We start from the raw sequence: 15220 nt of genomic DNA on the forward strand, positions 1-15220 counted from the left end.
ATGCGACCGGCATCGATGCGACCGGCTTCCATGCGCCGGCGCCTGCTCACCACGATGACTGCCGTCCTGATCGCGGTGGGTGCGCTGCTGGGCATCCCGTTGAGCGTCGTGGCCTGGTGGTGGGTGGCCGACAACGCGCATCAGGCTCTCGACAACCGGCTCAAGATCATCGCCGACCAGCTCATCCGGCAGGAGGGAGCCGACGGTCGCATCCCGTCCGAGGCGGTCAACCGGCAGTCCTTCGAGCTGCTGCTGCCACCCGACGGCCAGCTGACCATTACCTATCCGGATCTCGGGGGAGTCGATCGGCGGATGGTCGTCGGAGCCGACATCGATGGGCCCCGACTCTCGGAATCCATCGGCCTGGGCACCGCCGGCACACTGACCCTGTCCATCCCGCGCAACGAGGTCCGGGACGACCAGATGACCGCGGCCGGCGTCGTCCTGCTCGTGGTCGTGGCTTCGGTGATCGGCGGCTCGGTGGTGGCGGCGGTGTCGGCGGGCCGGATCGTCGACCCCCTGACCGATCTGGCCGACCGCGCGGCGACTCTCGGCCGTGCCGACTTCCGTACCGAATGGAAGATGTACGGCATCGCCGAACTCGACCGGGTGTCGCGGGCGCTCGCCGACGCCAACACCGCGCAGGCCCTGAGGCTCGAACGCGAACGCGAGATCGCCGGCGATGCGTCGCATCAGCTCCGCAGCCGGCTGACCGCCATCCAGTTGCGGCTCGACGAGCTGGCGCTGCACGACGATCCGGCGGTCGTCAGCGAAGCCGAGGCGGCACTCGACCAGGTGGAGCGACTGGCGACCGATCTCGACGAACTGGTGGAGGCCTCGCGTGCCGACGAACCAGAACCACATTTCATCGACGTCGGCGACATGCTCGCCACACTCGTCGAGGACTTCCGCCACGCCTTCGAGGCGCAGGGTCGACAGCTGACCGCGGTGGTCGCGGGTGCACCGCAGGCGCTCACCTCGCAGTCCGGACGCCTGCGGGAGGCGGTCAGCGTGCTGGTCGACAACGCGCTACAGCACGGTCGCGGGACGTGCCGGATCGAGGTGAGCACACTGCAGGCCGGCGAACTGGTCCGCATCACGGTCGCCGACGAGGGCGACGGCGTCGCCGACGAGATCTCCGCGCACATCTTCCGCCGCGGTTTCTCGGCCGGGAAGCGGCCCGGTGCCGGTCGCAGCGGCGTCGGACTGTCGCTGGCACGGGCGCTGATCGAGGCCGACGGCGGGCGCCTGGAACTCACGGTCCGACGGCCCCCGGTGTTCGCCATCGTCGTCCCGGCCCGATATGCGAGCGGATACGGCGAGGAACCGAACGAGCAGGACGACCAGGGTCCCGGCGGCACGGACACCGACGTCAGGCGTGACCGAGTTCCTCATCGTTGAGCTCGGCGAGCGAGGGATGCAGGTCGGTGGACCCGGCGTCGCCACCGCGGAGGAGTTCCTCGGGGAACGCGAATCTGCGCAGCGCCCAGAAGCGGAAGGCCATCTGCATCAGGTTGCCGATGATGTAGCCGAGGACGAAGTCGACGACGACGACCTCGGACACACTCAGGTTGGACCGCATGTCGAAGACGTTGTTGCCGATGAACAGCGGTGCGGCCTGCAGGATGACGCCGATCCCGCTGATCATGAAGAACAGCAGTGCCTCGTGGTGGCGTTCACGGCCGCCGCGGTTCTTGAAGGCCCACTCGCGGTTGAGGATGTAGCTGAGGATCGTCGCCAGCACCCCGGCGATGATCTTGGCGATCACCGGCTTCGGCTCGAGGATTGTGAGGCTGAGGCTGTAGAAGATCGCGAGATCGAAGATGAAGGTGGTGCCGCCGACCATGGCGAACTTGATGAGTTCGTGGTGCCGCATCACGAGCCGTCGGACCGGCGCTGGGAGGCGAGCGATCAGCTCGTCGATCAATGGCACAAGATCCGAGTGTACGAAACAACAGCGCCGGGGAAGTTCTCCGGGCGGTTGTGCGGATGACAGAGCGGACGTGCCACGATGGTTCGCGTGAATCCACGCGAGGCGGATGGAGCGCCAGTGAACGGGCCGATGACCTCGAATTCCGCGCCACCCACCCCGGAGGCGGCGCGTAGCGCCGGCGCGGCGTCGGGTATGCCGAAGGTCACGATGATCGGCGGCGGACAGCTCGCGCGGATGACGCATCAGGCCGCGATCACACTCGGACAGTGTCTGCGCGTGCTGGCCGCGTCGGATTCGGACCCGGCCGCGCAGGTGAGTGCCGACATCGTCCTCGGCTCACACGACGAACTCGACGACCTGCGCCGCGCCGCCGCCGGTGCCGCCGCACTGACCTTCGACCACGAAGGTGTGCCGCTGCAACACCTCCGGGCACTCGAAGCCGAAGGAGTGGCGGTCCTCCCGCCGTCGAAGGCGCTGCACTTCGCCCAGGACAAGCTGGCGATGCGGGTTCGCCTGGCCGAGCTGGGTCTGCCGGTCCCGGAGTTCGCCGATCTCGCCGGCGACCGGACGGCCGCCCGCGCGCGTCTCGCCGAGTTCGGCGCGGCCAACGACTGGGAGATCGTCATCAAGGCGGTCCGAGGCGGATACGACGGTCGCGGGGTCTGGCTCGTCGACGGCGCCGACGAGGCCCTCGCGGTCTTCGACGAGTACCCGTCCGACGCGCCGGCGCTGCTGGCCGAACAGAAGGTGCCGATGCGGCGCGAACTGTCGGCCATGATCGCCCGGTCCCCGTTCGGGCAGGGTGCGGCGTGGCCGGTGGTGGAGACCATCCAGCGTCACGGCCAGTGCGCCGTCGTGCTCGCGCCCGCACCGGATCTCTCCGACGACGTCGCGAAGCAGGCGCAGCAGATGGCGTTGCGTCTCGCCGGCGAACTCGGCGTGGTCGGTGTGATGGCGATGGAACTCTTCGAGACCGTCGACGGCGAACTCGTCGTCAACGAACTCGCGATGCGTCCGCACAACAGCGGGCACTGGACGATGGACGGCGCGGTCACCTCGCAGTTCGAGCAGCATCTGCGCGCCGTTCTCGACTACCCGCTGGGCAACACCGCGCCGACCGCGCCGCTGACCGTGATGGCCAACATCCTGGGCGCGCCGAGCGCACCGGAGATGTCCATGGACGAGCGCCTGCACCACCTGATGGCGCGGATGCCCGAGGCCAAGGTGCACCTCTACGGCAAGGGTGAGCGGCGCGACCGAAAGATCGGCCACGTGAACATCGTCGGCCGCCCGGGTGAATCGATGGAATCGGTGCGCGAGCGCGCCGAGCGTGCCGCGCAGTGGATGTCGCACGCGACGTGGACCGACGGATGGGATGTGCATTCATGACCGAGAACAGGGGCCCTCGTGTCGGCCTGATCATGGGCAGCGACTCCGACTGGCCGACGATGAAGGCGGCCGCGGAGGCACTCGCCGAGTTCGACGTGCCATTCCAGGTGGGTGTCGTCTCGGCACACCGCACACCGCAGCGGATGCTCGACTACGCGGCCGGTGCCGCCGCCAACGGCATCGAGGTCATCATCGCGGGAGCCGGTGGGGCAGCGCACCTTCCGGGCATGGTCGCCTCGGCGACGCCGTTGCCGGTGATCGGTGTGCCGGTGCCGCTGCGACACCTCGACGGCCTCGACTCGTTGCTGTCCATCGTGCAGATGCCCGCCGGTGTGCCCGTCGCGACGGTGTCGGTCGGCGGCGCCCGCAACGCCGGACTGCTCGCCGTGCGCATCCTCGCTTCCTCCGACCCCGTCCTGCAGGAACGGATGGTGTCGTTCCAGAAGGGCCTCGAGCAGATGGTCCTCGACAAGGATGCCGCGCTCCAGCAGGAACTGCTCGGCGACTAGCCCTCTGCCGCAGGCGATCCCGGGGTGGCGGGCGACAAGCCGAGTTTGTCGGTGAAGAAGTCCAGCACCCGGTCGAAGGCTTCTCTCGTGGGTTGTCCGGGTTCGTCGTAGAGGTCCTCGGTCAGCACCGAATGCGGCCGGGGGAACATCGAATCCGGGTTCGCGGCGTCGTCGGGGAGTTCGATCCCGATGAACGAGTCGCCGAGAACTTCCTGGAGATAGGCGAATCGCGAACGTGGCGAGAGCTGATCACCGGCGAAACGCAGACCCATCACCTCCAGGCCGCGGGCGCATCGTGCCTGCACTTTCGCGAGATCGGCGTCGCCGACGTCGATCGCGCGTGCGCGTCCGGGGAGGACCGCGAACGGCAGCGACGGCTGCGAGAGCACCGGGGCCAGCATGCGTTCGTCGGTGGCCATCGCGAGCGCGAAGCCGCCGGTGAAACACATTCCGACCGCACCCACCCCGGGACCGCCGCAGCGGTCGTGCTCGCGGGCGGCGAGCTCGCGCAGCCACGCCGTGACCGGTGAGGTCTTTCCCGTTGCGAGAATGGTGAATTCGCGGGTGATGCAGGTCTTGGCGATGGTACCCAGCATCGACCGCATCGAGCCGACCCGGCCGAGGTTGTCCGGCCGAGGATCGCGCCCGTCGACGCCGAACAGCGACGGCATGACGGCGGTGGCCCCCAGATCGGCGATGCGCCGCGCGACGTCGGCGACCTTCGGACTGATCCCCGGCATCTCGGCGATCACGATGACCGCGGGACCCGTGCCCTTGCGGTAGACGCGGCGGGTGTCGCCGCGCAGGGTCACGTCCTCGGCGGTGAAATCGTCGAGCGGGTCGTCGGCCACCGGGGTTCAGGCCTTGTGCAGGGTGCCGAGGAGAGCCGACTCGAAGAGCCGGGCGGGGATCTTCGCGCCGGAGGCGATGTCGGGGGAGTCCGACGGGACGATGCGCGGACCGGTGACCTGATAACGCTCGTCCTTGCGGATGATGGCGAAGGAACCGGCCGCCTGGACGTTGCGCACCCAGTCGGTGTGCCGGCCGTAGGTGAGGATGATCGTGAGTTTGTCACGATCGACCCAGGCCAGCACCGGATTCGAGTAGGTCTTTCCGGACTTGCGGCCGACGTGCTCGACCATCGCGAAGGGCGGCAGGTGGGGTGCCCACTGCCGCTGGATCGGATTGGTGACGATCTTGTTGAAACGGGCCAGTGCGTTGGGCAGTCGCATGTCCCCACTGTGCCGCATCAACTGCGATCCCGCAGGGTCTTGTGCACTGCGATTCCCTGGCCGTGCGGCAATTGCGGCTATTCGGAGGGTGTTCCGAGCACGACTCCGGCCTTCTCGACATCCGCGATCGCGGTTACCCGCTCGGCGGAGGCGTTCGCGACGTGCACCAGACTGCCACCGGCAATTAGAGGTGCGAGCAGGTGTGCGAGCACGCTGGGCGCGGTGTGCCAGGGACGCGTCGACACCACGCGGGTGCCGGCGGCGATGCCGTCGCGTTCGGCGACGGTCCGGGCCTCGGTGACCACCTCGGCCGTCGGCATGCCGTCGAGGGCTTCGACGGCCGGGGACCGCGAGACGAACTGGTCGCCGTGCACCCGCACGACGCTCCCGTAGTCGCCGACCCCGGGCGGGAGATCACGCAGTGGCAGGGCGAACGGATCGAGTGAGGCCACCACGACCTCGTCGGCGTCGGGATGGTCGTCGAGCCGGTCGCGCGAGGTGAAGACCACCCGTGGCTCCGAAGCTGCCTCCGCGGCATCGGCGTCCGCGAGGTGGACGTCGGCGCCGGCCCACAGTGCGCCGATCACGATCCCGGCGGTCTGCCAGTGCTCGGGGAGGTCCACCACCACGACATCCCCGGCGCCCACCCCGATCTCGTCGACGAGATAGTTGGCGGTCTTGGCCGCCCAGTTGCCGAGGGTGGCCGCCGACAGTTCGGTGCGCTCGCCGGTCGCCTCGTCGTAGTACGTCAGCAGTGGACGCGAATGATCGGCCACCGCACCGAAGATCGCGTCGGCGACGGTGTTCGGACTGCTCAGTTCACGCACATCGGCCCCTTGTTCGCGGCGGTGATCGGCGGGCGCTTGTTGCCGACACGCTCAATGGCCGGGGTGTTGTCGGTCTGGTCGCCGGTGTCGCCGAGCCCGCCCGGTCCGGCGTAGGTGTTGGTGAGGACCACCTTGAGCTGGTCGTCCGCGAGGTTCGGGTCCTCGACGACCTTCACGCCGCCGAGGTCCTTGGCGAGCAGCCGCGCGGCGTCGCCATTCTCCTTCGCGTAGATCACCGAGTCCTTGGTGTCGGCCTTGCCGCTGGAGGTCTCACCGGACTGATAGCCCTTGTTGGTCAGGATGTTCGCCACGTTCGAACCCAGTCCGTCGATGGTGCCCGCGTTGACGACGTCGACCTTGAAATCGCCGCGCTGGGCGTCGGCCCCGGCCTGCTTCGGGGTGAGGAGGTCGCTGGTGTACGTCTTCACCGCCTGCGGATCCACCTGGACGACGCTCTGCAGACCGTCCTCGCTCCAACCCTGTTCGGTGACGATCGGGATGGTGGAGAACTTCACGCGGCCGCCGCTGAGGTCCTTGAGTTGCTCCGCGAAGTTGATGATGTTCCAACCGTCGTCGATGACGATCGACCGCGCCACCGCGTTCTGCATCTCCGAGAGCTTTCCCGGATCGGTGAGAGTGCCTGCGGACAACACCTTCTGGGTCAGTGACGCCATGAACGCCTGCTGACGTGTGATGCGGTCGAGGTCGCCGCGCGGGAGTCCGTGACGCTGGCGCACGAAGCTCAGTGCCCTGGGCCCGTCGAGGGTCTGGACACCCTTGCGGAAACGCGCGCCGCTGAACGGATCCCGGACCGGGGCGTTGAGGCAGACGTCGATGCCGCCGACCGCATTGGTCAGCAGGACGAAGCCGAGCAGGCCGACCTCCGCATAGTGGTCGACCTGGACGCCGGTGAGGTTGGCGACGGTGTCCACCAACGCCTTCCGGCCGGCCAGCGTGCCTTCCTTCTCCGCCTTCTCGGGCGACTGCCCGGCTTCCACGGCGCGGGCGCGCACGCCTTCGCGGGTGGTGCCGTAGGCCGCGTTGATCTTGCTCATGCCGATACCCGGTACGTCGACGTACGAGTCACGTGGGATCGAGATCGCGGTGGCCGACGAACCGTCCTCGGGGATGCGCACCAGCAGGATGGTGTCGGTGTTGGTGGCGACCTCCTCGCCCGAACGCAGGAGCTTGACCTCCTCCGGCGAGAGCGGGTTGCCCTTCGCGTCGGTACGGGAGTCGGTGCCCACCAACAGGATGTCGACGGCGCCGTCCTTCGCACCACCCAGACCGAGTCCGCCGAGCTGCGTGATGCGAGTCTCCAGGTCGGACATCGTGTTCCATGCGTAACCGGTGCACAGCAGCACGGCGACCGATGCGATCGCGATCAACGCGCGACCCCATCCGGCGCCCGACGCCCATCCGGCGTGAGGGCGAGTGACGGTGCCGGGCGGAGCGGTCGGCGGAGCGGTCGGTGTGGTGGACTCTGCAGTGGCCGAGAGCTTTTCGGTCACCGCGGCAGCACTTCGGGCTGTTCCTGCCGAAGCGTGCTTCCCGGGTGCGGCCTTCTTCGGTGGGGTTCTCCTCGGTGCGGCCTTCTTCGGTGCGGCCTTCTTCGCGGGAGCCTTCTCGGCGTCGGGTCGAGGGACGCGCTTGCGGGCGGAATCCGGTGACGCGGAACGCTTACGTTCGGCGGGTGCCGACCGCGTGTGGATCTCGCCGGACGAGCGTCGGCCGAGAGGCTCGTCGCCACGCCGCGGCCGGCGGGGAGACGCCGGTTCCTGCGGGGGCACACGCCTGCGGGGGTCGCGCGGCTCCGCGGGGCGTCGACGAGGCCTGCCTTCGGCATCCCGGGCGGGGATCCGTTCGGGCGGCGGCTGGCGCCGTGCGTGTTGTGCGGACTCGGCTCGCGACTGCGTCGTGGGAGCACCACGCACCACCCGGCGTCGGGGAGCGCCGGGCTCGGGGTCGGCGGGACGCGGGCGGGCGCCCTGAGGCGGCCACCCCGGTTCACCAGTGCGTTCGCCGCGCACCGGCCGTCGGCCGTGATCGGCATCCGGAGTGCGCCGGCTGCCCGGCTCCGGCGGTACCGCACGCCTGGGGCGCGGCCGCCCACGTGCGCCGTCGGATGGTGAATCCACTGGTCCGCGGTCCCTTTCGTGGTCGTCGTGCTGCTCGACGGTGGCGTCCGGTCGGTCCGCGCCATGGGATTGTCGGTGCAGGAGTGAAAGCTGATGTTGCTGTCGCCAGGCTACTGAAGTGATTCGGGAATTCGAGAACGCAACGCCGAGAAGTCGAGTAGCGGTCGTCACGTGTTGATGGACGGCCGAGTCGTGGCACGCCGGGGTCTGCGGCACGATGGTGGCCATGCGTGTCACGCCCAGCACCCCCACCGTGTACATCGTCGGCGCCGGCGGGCAGCTCGGCACCGCACTCCAGGAGAGGACTGCCCAGGCACCCGACTCCGTGGTGTGGCGTCCGCTGACCTCCGCCGACATCGACATCACCGACGAGACATCGGTCGCGGCCGCGCTGGGCGACCTCGGCGCCGGCGACGTCGTGGTCAACTGTGCCGCCTACACCGACGTCGACGGTGCCGAGTCTGATCCGGAGGGTGCGCGCCGGGTCAACGTCACCGGTCCGGCACTGCTCGCCGCCCAGACCGCCGCCGCGGGGGCGTGGTTGATCCATGTCTCCACCGACTACGTCTTTCCCGGTACCCCGCTCGACGGCCCGGGCTCAGCGGGCGACCGTCCCGACGGCTACGAACCCGATGACGTGAGCGGCGAACCGGCAACCGTCTACGGGGCAACCAAACTCGCCGGTGAACGCGCCGCACTCGACGCGGACCCGCGTGCCACCGTCGTGCGCACCGCGTGGGTCTACACCGGCGGACCCGAGAGCCGCGACTTCGTCGGGACGATGCGTCGTCTCGAGCAGACACGCGACACCGTGTCGGTCGTCGACGACCAGCTCGGTTCGCCCACCTACTGCATCGACCTCGCCGACGGGCTGTGGGAGCTGGTGGCCGCCGGGCCCCGCCCCGAGGTCACCGGAACCGTCCTGCACGCCACCAACGCGGGCCGCGCGACGTGGTTCGAGGTGGCGGCGGCCGTCTTCGAGGAGGTCGGCGCCGAACGTTCACGCGTGCTGCCCACCACCACGGCGGAGTTCCGGCGCCCGGCACCGCGTCCGGCGTATTCGGTGCTCTCCGGACGCTCCTGGGCCGCGGCGGGGCTGACGCCGCTACGGGACTGGCGCGCCGCGCTGCACGCGTCGATCGTCGAGCCGGGCGGTTCGTTACCCTGAGCCGGTGCCCGCTCAGCTAGCCGTCGTCACGGTGACCTACTTCTCCGGTGATCACCTCGCGACATTCCTTCGCAGTCTCGACGCCGTGACCGATGTGATGCCGCAGGTCGTCATCGCAGACAACGGCTCCGACGACGGTGCACCCGAACAGGCCGAGAAGGACTACGAGTCGGTGAAACTGGTCCGCACCGGCGGCAACCTCGGCTACGGCCGCGCGATGAACCGCGGGGTCGCCGAGATCGATCCCGACATCGAGTTCGTGCTCATCGCCAACCCGGACGTCGAGTGGAAGCCGGGCTCGATCGACGAACTCCTCGACGCTGCGCGGCGCTGGCCGCGTGCGGGATCGCTGGGACCGCTCATCCGGGAACCCGACGGCACCATCTACCCGTCGGCGCGACGCGTTCCCGACCTCGTCTCCGGCACCGGTCACGCCATCCTCGGCACGGTGTGGAAAAAGAATCCGTGGACCGCGGCCTATCGCGCCGACGACGAGGCGCCGTCGGAACGGGCCGTCGGCTGGCTCTCGGGGTCGTGCCTGCTGGTTCGACGGGAGGCCTTCGACGCCGTCGGCGGCTTCGACCCCCGCTATTTCATGTACATGGAGGACGTCGACCTGGGCGACCGCCTGGGCAAGGCCGGCTGGCAGAACGTCTATGTCCCCTCGGCCGAGATCGTGCACACCAAGGGGCACAGCGCCGGTCGGAACCCCGAGAAGATGCTGCCCGCACACCACGAGAGTGCCTATCGGTTCCAGGCCGACCGCAACCCCGGTGTGTGGCGTGCACCGCTGCGGCTCGCGCTGCGCGTCGGCCTGGCCGCGCGGTCGCGTCTTGCGGTCCGAGCGGCCCGCCGGACCACGTCGACGGAGAACACCTCGACGAGCGAAGACAACGGATGAGTGCTGAAGTGAATACCGGACATCACGAAGAAGGGACCGATCAAGTGGATCAGTACACCGTGCGCGAGTCGGTGGGGCGCGCGTCCGTCGGCGGATCGGCGCCTGTTGCCGAGGGCGTCGAGGCGGTCGTCCTCGTCGGCGGCAAGGGCACCCGGCTCCGTCCGCTCACGCTCTCGGCGCCCAAGCCGATGCTGCCCACCGCGGGCCTGCCCTTCCTCACGCACCTGCTGTCGCGCATCCACGCGGCCGGGATCCGCGACGTCGTCCTCAGTACCTCGTTCAAGGCCGAGGTGTTCAGCGAGTACTACGGCGACGGCTCCAAACTGGGCCTGCGTCTGCGCTACGTCACCGAGGACGAGCCGCTCGGCACCGGCGGCGGCATCCGCAACGTCCTCGACGAGCTGACCGCCGACACCATCGTCGTGTTCAACGGCGACGTGCTCGGCGGCACCGATGTGCGCGACGTCATCGACAGCCATCGCGCGGCCGACGCCGACGTGACCATCCACCTCGTCCGGGTGAGCGATCCGCGCGCGTTCGGCTGCGTGCCGACCGACGGCGACGGCCGCGTCACCGCCTTCCTGGAGAAGACCCAGGACCCGCCGACAGATCAGATCAATGCCGGCACATACGTTTTCAACCGCAAGATCATCGAGTCGATCCCGTATGGCGTGCCCGTCTCGGTGGAGCGCGAGGTCTTCCCGCGCCTGCTCACCGAGGGCAAGCACGTCCACGCCCACGTCGACCACGCCTACTGGCGCGACATGGGCACCCCGGAGGACTTCGTCCGCGGCTCGGCCGACCTGGTGCGCGGCATCGCACCGTCACCGGCGCTCGGTGATCGCCACGGCGAGTCGCTGGTCCACGAGGGTGCCGGCGTCGGCCCGGGTGCCCTGCTGATCGGCGGCACCGTCGTCGGCCGAGGCGCGGAGGTCGGGCCCCGCGCCCGCCTCGACGGTGCGGTGGTCTTCGACGGCGCGGTCATCGAGGCCGGTGCGGTCGTCGAGCGCTCGATCATCGGTTTCGGCGCACGAATCGGTCCGCGGGCACTGATCCGCGACACCGTCATCGGCGACGGCGCGGACATCGGTGCGCGCTGCGAACTCCTGCGCGGCGCACGCGTGTGGCCGGGAATCGAGATCCCCGACAACGGAATCCGCTTCTCGACTGACGTGTGAGGCGCCTCGCGAACTCGGCGCGCGTGTGAGACCCCGCAAACCCACCCTTTTTCGGCAAACCCAGCACCCCCTCAGGGGGCGGATCTGCCGAAAATGGGTGGGTTTGCGTTGTGGTCAGCGGGTCTTGACCGCCGCGAGCACACCGGGCCCGAGCGGGATCACGACCGGCAGGAGGCGCTCGTCGTCGGCGATCAGCAGGGCCGCCTCGCGCGCGGCCGCGGTCGGCGGGTCGGTGCGGGACGGATCGCCCACGGTGCCGTCGGCCGTCGCGTTGTGCACCACGACGACACCGCCGTCGCGCAGCATGCGGACGGCCTCGGTCACGAACCGCGGCAGGTCCAGCAAGGGACCGTCGATGAAGACCAGGTCGTAGGACGTGTCCGAGAGACGCGGCAGCACGTCGGTGGGTGTGCCGTTGATCAGGCGCGTGCGGCCGGGGGAGATGTCGGCCCCGGCGAACGACGCCCGCGCCGCACGATGGTGCTCGGGTTCGGGGTCGATGGTGGTCAGGACCCCGTCGGCGGCCATGCCGTTGAGCAACCACAGACCGCTCACGCCGGTGCCGGTGCCGATCTCGGCCACGGCCTTGGCGTCGGCGGTGCGGGCCAGGAGTGCGAGCAGCGCACCGACCGCTGGGCTCACGGGCGTGGCACCCAGTTCCTCTGCGCGGGCACGGGCGGCGATGACGGCGTCGTCCTCGACGATCGCCGACTCGGCGTAGGCGATCAGATCGGGGCCGGCGGACGGGGTTGACTCGGTCACGCGTCGAGGTTAGACCGCAGGCCCGGTCAACGCGGACATGGCACGCCGACCTGGGCGAATCCCGGGCCGCGGTCGGAGCCCGTCACATCCTCAGGGAACACTCAGGGGACTCATACGGCGACCACACTCCGATACGAGAGGGTGAGTGCGTCCGGTTGACGGTACTGCCCGGCGAGTCGGTGTGAAGCCCCGGCGCGTTGGGAATACCGGACCGGTGCGACGTTGTTCGACACGGTGAGTGCTCTGGGTCACCGGGCTGTGTTCACGAGAGAGGAACCGACCACCCACCATGACCGATTCCCGCGATTCCACCGACGAAGTGCCCGCCGTTCCGGCGGGCACCGCAGGTTTCGACGCCACCGGCGACGAACTGCTGATGCCGTCATGGGATGAACTGGTGCGCGAGCACGCCGACCGCGTCTACCGCCTGGCCTACCGCCTGTCGGGGAATCAGCACGACGCCGAGGATCTCACGCAGGAGACCTTCATCCGGGTGTTCCGATCGCTGTCGAACTACCGCCCCGGCACCTTCGAGGGCTGGTTGCACCGCATCACCACCAACCTGTTCCTCGACATGGTCCGCCGCCGCAGCAAGATCCGCATGGAGGCATTGCCCGAGGAGTACGACCGCGTGCCGGCCGACACCCCCGACCCCCAGCAGATCTTCGACGCCACCAACCTCGACCCGGATCTGCAGCGCGCCCTCGACTCGCTGGCGCCCGACTTCCGCGCCGCCGTCGTCCTGTGTGACATCGAGGGGCTGTCCTACGAGGAGATCGCCGCGACCCTGGGTGTCAAGCTCGGCACCGTCCGCAGTCGCATCCACCGTGGCCGCCAGAGCATCCGCGACGCGCTGGCCGCCCAGGGGCACACCAGCAGCCGTTCGGTCGCGATCGGCGCGCACAGCTGACGATCCCCGGCTCGTCAGGCTCGGGAACCACGAGTCGATGAGCGTCGTTGTCTGACTCGGATAAGCTGAGACGTTGCGTGCGGCCCCGGTCACACCCCGTGCGGCGGCACAGCCCGCCGACGGTGAGTACCGTGGCGAGCAGACTCGGCAGAGGTGATGACAACGGAGTACGGCGGACACGTCGTGGAGAGGGGTGACCGACGATGATGGACGGCGATCGCGGGCGTCCGACCCCGGGCGGCGGTGTCGAGCCCCCGACCCCCAATCTTCGTCGCCGGCGATCCTCCTGGGGTGCCGACTCGTGGACTCCGGCCCCGTCGTCCTTCCTGCCCAACCGCGGCTATCGCGCGCCGGGCACCGCCGGTGGACGCCGTTTCGCCCCGACCGAACATCTCGCCCCCGAGGCGGTCGCCGCTTTCGTCGACGGTGAGCTCGGTATGTCGGCGCATGCTCGCGCCACCCACCATCTGGCGCTCTGCCCGGAGTGTGTGGCGGCGGTCGACGCCCAGTCCCTGGCCCGTACCCGCCTGCGCGAGTCCGGCCAGGTGTCGGTGCCCGCCTCGCTGCTCGGAGCGCTCTCTCAGATCCCGACCCGCGAGATCGACCTCGGCTCGGACACCCCGACCGACGGCATCCCAGGCGCCCGCGAGGCGATGCGCCCGCCCGTGAACCCGCTCATGCGCGACACCGGCCGCGGCCGTAACTTCCGCCGTCGGGGTAGGTGAACGTGACCGACGGAACCGGACCCCAGGGCGAGGACACCTCGACTCCCGGCGGTGACGCGGAGTTCGCGCGTCGCGAAGAACCCCCACACTCGCAACGGCTGACGCCCGGGCGGCCGCGGCACGCCCCCGTATCGCCGGCAACGGCGCAGGTCTTCGGCCGGCCCTCGGGAGTGCGCGGTTCGTTCGCCGCCGATGCCGGCAGCCATTCCGCGCCGCAACCGCACGTCGCCGACCCGGACCCCGTCCTCGCCGAGGCATTCGGGCGTCCGCCCGGCTCTGACGAGACCCTCCAGCGCGATCCGCTCGCCACCTACGGCCAGACCGAGGACGAGCCGCCGCGCAACGACCCCTGGCGTGATCCGGAGAGCCCCGCGCGGCTCGTCGATCCCGCCCTGCCGACCAGCGCCTCGACGCCGGCCACCGACCCCGGCCCGAAACTCGGCGTCCGGGATGTGTTGCTGGGCAACCGCATCAGCTGGAGCGCGCTCGCGGCGCTCGCGATCATCGCGCTGCTCATCGCCGTCGTCGGCGGTCTGATGGGGCGGTGGACCGCCGAGGTCGCGGCGCCGCTGACCACCGATTCCGTGGAGCTGTCCACCGACGACCCCGGAAACGGTTCGGAGCCGCGTTCGCCGATCGCCGAGGTGGCGCGTTCCGTCGAGAAATCCGTGGTCGCCATCGACGTCCGGGCGTCGGGGGCCTATTCGACCGGTTCGGGCTTCGTCATCGACAAGGCGGGGTACATCCTCACCAACAACCACGTGATCTCGATGGCCGCGAACGACAAGAGCGCCAAGCTCGAGGTCGTCTTCTTCGACCGTCAGCGTGTCCCGGCACGCATCGTCGGACGTGACCCCAAGACCGACCTCGCGGTGCTCAAGGTCGAGAACGTGAGGAATCCCACCGTGTCGGTCCTCGGTAGTTCCGCGGACCTGCAGATCGGCGAGGAGGTCGTCGCCTTCGGATCGCCGCTCGGGCTCAACCGGACGGTGACGAGCGGCATCGTCAGTGCCACGAACCGCGCGGTGGCGCTCACGCCCGACGCCGAATCCGACACCGACGCGGTCATCGACGCGATCCAGACGGACGCGGCGATCAACCCCGGCAACTCCGGCGGTCCGCTGGTGAACGGCGACGCCAAGGTCGTCGGCATCAACACCGCGGGACGGCTCGGTGCCGGCGGCGGCTCGATCGGGCTCGGATTCGCCATCCCGATCGACGAGGCCAAGCCCATCGCCGAAGCCCTCATCCGCGACGGCAAGGTCAACCACCCGCAGATCGGCATCAACGCGAGCTCGGTCCGCAACGAGCGCGTCCTGGGCGCCCAGGTGCGCAATGTGGTGTCCGGCGGACCGGCCGAACGCGCCGGGGTTCGCGAGAACGACGTCATCACCTCGTTGAACAACCGGCCCATCGAGAGCGCCGACGAGTTGAATGTCGCGGTCCGGACCGCGAAGATCGGTGAAGAGATCCCGTTCCAGTACTGGCGGGACGGGCGTACGTTCAACGGCACCATCACGCCGGCGAGCGACTGACACCGGGACGAGG

The 15220-nt window shown here is 69.6% G+C and carries 15 protein-coding genes; 9 read left to right on the top strand and 6 right to left on the bottom strand.

Going from position 1 to position 15220, the window contains the following annotated elements; translation table 11 throughout:
- The first annotated feature begins 30 nt into the window (after window positions 1-30).
- Window positions 31-1401 carry a sensor histidine kinase gene (locus IHQ52_RS11945; RefSeq protein WP_006437228.1) on the top strand — a complete coding sequence of 457 codons (1371 nt, stop codon included), beginning with the start codon at window positions 31-33 and terminating at the stop codon, window positions 1399-1401.
- On the opposite strand, the gene IHQ52_RS11950 is transcribed toward IHQ52_RS11945, so the two are convergent.
- Window positions 1373-1933, bottom strand: coding sequence for a GtrA family protein (locus IHQ52_RS11950; protein ID WP_006437229.1), 561 nt, complete (start codon window positions 1931-1933; stop codon window positions 1373-1375). The two genes, IHQ52_RS11945 and IHQ52_RS11950, sit on opposite strands and share 29 nt — an antisense overlap.
- A 129-nt stretch (window positions 1934-2062) precedes the next feature.
- Here IHQ52_RS11950 and IHQ52_RS11955 point away from each other — a divergent pair, with 129 nt between their 5' ends.
- Window positions 2063-3322: a 5-(carboxyamino)imidazole ribonucleotide synthase gene (locus tag IHQ52_RS11955; RefSeq protein WP_317725043.1), complete on the top strand. Its 1260-nt coding sequence runs from the start codon at window positions 2063-2065 to the stop codon at window positions 3320-3322.
- Complete coding sequence (gene purE, locus IHQ52_RS11960) at window positions 3319-3831, top strand: 5-(carboxyamino)imidazole ribonucleotide mutase (protein WP_006437231.1); 513 nt, start codon at window positions 3319-3321, stop codon at window positions 3829-3831. Before IHQ52_RS11955 ends, purE begins: the two co-directional genes overlap by 4 nt.
- On the opposite strand, the gene IHQ52_RS11965 is transcribed toward purE, so the two are convergent.
- The 4 genes from IHQ52_RS11965 to IHQ52_RS11980 form a co-directional block, all read right to left on the bottom strand.
- A complete protein-coding gene (locus IHQ52_RS11965; RefSeq protein WP_006437232.1) occupies window positions 3828-4682 on the bottom strand; it encodes a dienelactone hydrolase family protein in 855 nt (284 codons plus the stop codon). The genes purE and IHQ52_RS11965 overlap by 4 nt on opposite strands.
- A 6-nt stretch (window positions 4683-4688) precedes the next feature.
- Complete coding sequence (locus IHQ52_RS11970; protein WP_182155453.1) at window positions 4689-5063, bottom strand: nitroreductase family deazaflavin-dependent oxidoreductase; 375 nt, start codon at window positions 5061-5063, stop codon at window positions 4689-4691.
- Between the two features lie 77 nt (window positions 5064-5140).
- Complete coding sequence (locus IHQ52_RS11975; protein WP_182155455.1) at window positions 5141-5890, bottom strand: TIGR03089 family protein; 750 nt, start codon at window positions 5888-5890, stop codon at window positions 5141-5143.
- A complete protein-coding gene (locus IHQ52_RS11980; RefSeq protein WP_238063438.1) occupies window positions 5878-7680 on the bottom strand; it encodes an LCP family protein in 1803 nt (600 codons plus the stop codon). Before IHQ52_RS11980 ends, IHQ52_RS11975 begins: the two co-directional genes overlap by 13 nt.
- 565 nt (window positions 7681-8245) lie before the next feature.
- Here IHQ52_RS11980 and rfbD point away from each other — a divergent pair.
- The 3 genes from rfbD to manB are packed head-to-tail and all read left to right on the top strand — an operon-like array spanning window position 8246 to window position 11275.
- Window positions 8246-9196 (top strand): dTDP-4-dehydrorhamnose reductase, encoded by a 951-nt coding sequence (gene rfbD, locus IHQ52_RS11985; RefSeq protein WP_040004855.1) that lies wholly within the window; start codon window positions 8246-8248, stop codon window positions 9194-9196.
- A 4-nt stretch (window positions 9197-9200) separates the two neighbouring features.
- A complete protein-coding gene (locus IHQ52_RS11990; protein WP_006437237.1) occupies window positions 9201-10097 on the top strand; it encodes a glycosyltransferase family 2 protein in 897 nt (298 codons plus the stop codon).
- A gap of 44 nt (window positions 10098-10141) precedes the next feature.
- Window positions 10142-11275, top strand: a complete 1134-nt coding sequence (manB, locus tag IHQ52_RS11995; RefSeq protein ID WP_006437238.1) for a mannose-1-phosphate guanylyltransferase — start codon at window positions 10142-10144, stop codon at window positions 11273-11275.
- Window positions 11276-11389: 114 nt separating this feature from the next.
- Here manB and IHQ52_RS12000 read toward each other — a convergent pair whose 3' ends face one another.
- Window positions 11390-12037, bottom strand: coding sequence for an O-methyltransferase (locus IHQ52_RS12000; RefSeq protein ID WP_006437239.1), 648 nt, complete (start codon window positions 12035-12037; stop codon window positions 11390-11392).
- 289 nt (window positions 12038-12326) lie between these two features.
- Here IHQ52_RS12000 and sigE point away from each other — a divergent pair, with 289 nt between their 5' ends.
- The 3 genes from sigE (at window position 12327) to IHQ52_RS12015 (ending at window position 15207) form a co-directional block, all read left to right on the top strand.
- Complete coding sequence (sigE, locus tag IHQ52_RS12005) at window positions 12327-12947, top strand: RNA polymerase sigma factor SigE (protein ID WP_006437240.1); 621 nt, start codon at window positions 12327-12329, stop codon at window positions 12945-12947.
- A 203-nt stretch (window positions 12948-13150) separates the two neighbouring features.
- Complete coding sequence (locus tag IHQ52_RS12010; protein WP_006437241.1) at window positions 13151-13672, top strand: hypothetical protein; 522 nt, start codon at window positions 13151-13153, stop codon at window positions 13670-13672.
- The gene (locus IHQ52_RS12015; RefSeq protein ID WP_040004856.1) at window positions 13669-15207 is read left to right on the top strand and encodes a S1C family serine protease; all 1539 of its coding nucleotides are present in this window, start codon (window positions 13669-13671) and stop codon (window positions 15205-15207) included. Before IHQ52_RS12010 ends, IHQ52_RS12015 begins: the two co-directional genes overlap by 4 nt.
- Window positions 15208-15220: the final 13 nt, after the last annotated feature.

Origin of the sequence: Gordonia amicalis, assembly GCF_022059885.1 — a bacterium.
GTDB classification, from domain to species: Bacteria; Actinomycetota; Actinomycetes; order Mycobacteriales; family Mycobacteriaceae; genus Gordonia; species Gordonia amicalis.

Bases quoted from the DNA above. Each gene is read 5' to 3' on its own strand.
- IHQ52_RS11945 (WP_006437228.1), top strand. From the start codon at position 31: ATGCGCCGGCGCCTGCTCACCACGATGACTGCCGTCCTGATCGCGGTG.
- IHQ52_RS11955 (WP_317725043.1), top strand. From the start codon at position 2,063: ATGACCTCGAATTCCGCGCCACCCACCCCGGAGGCGGCGCGTAGCGCC.
- purE (WP_006437231.1), top strand. From the start codon at position 3,319: ATGACCGAGAACAGGGGCCCTCGTGTCGGCCTGATCATGGGCAGCGAC.
- IHQ52_RS11970 (WP_182155453.1), bottom strand. From the start codon at position 5,063: ATGCGACTGCCCAACGCACTGGCCCGTTTCAACAAGATCGTCACCAAT.
- rfbD (WP_040004855.1), top strand. From the start codon at position 8,246: ATGGTGGCCATGCGTGTCACGCCCAGCACCCCCACCGTGTACATCGTC.
- sigE (WP_006437240.1), top strand. From the start codon at position 12,327: ATGACCGATTCCCGCGATTCCACCGACGAAGTGCCCGCCGTTCCGGCG.
- IHQ52_RS12010 (WP_006437241.1), top strand. From the start codon at position 13,151: ATGATGGACGGCGATCGCGGGCGTCCGACCCCGGGCGGCGGTGTCGAG.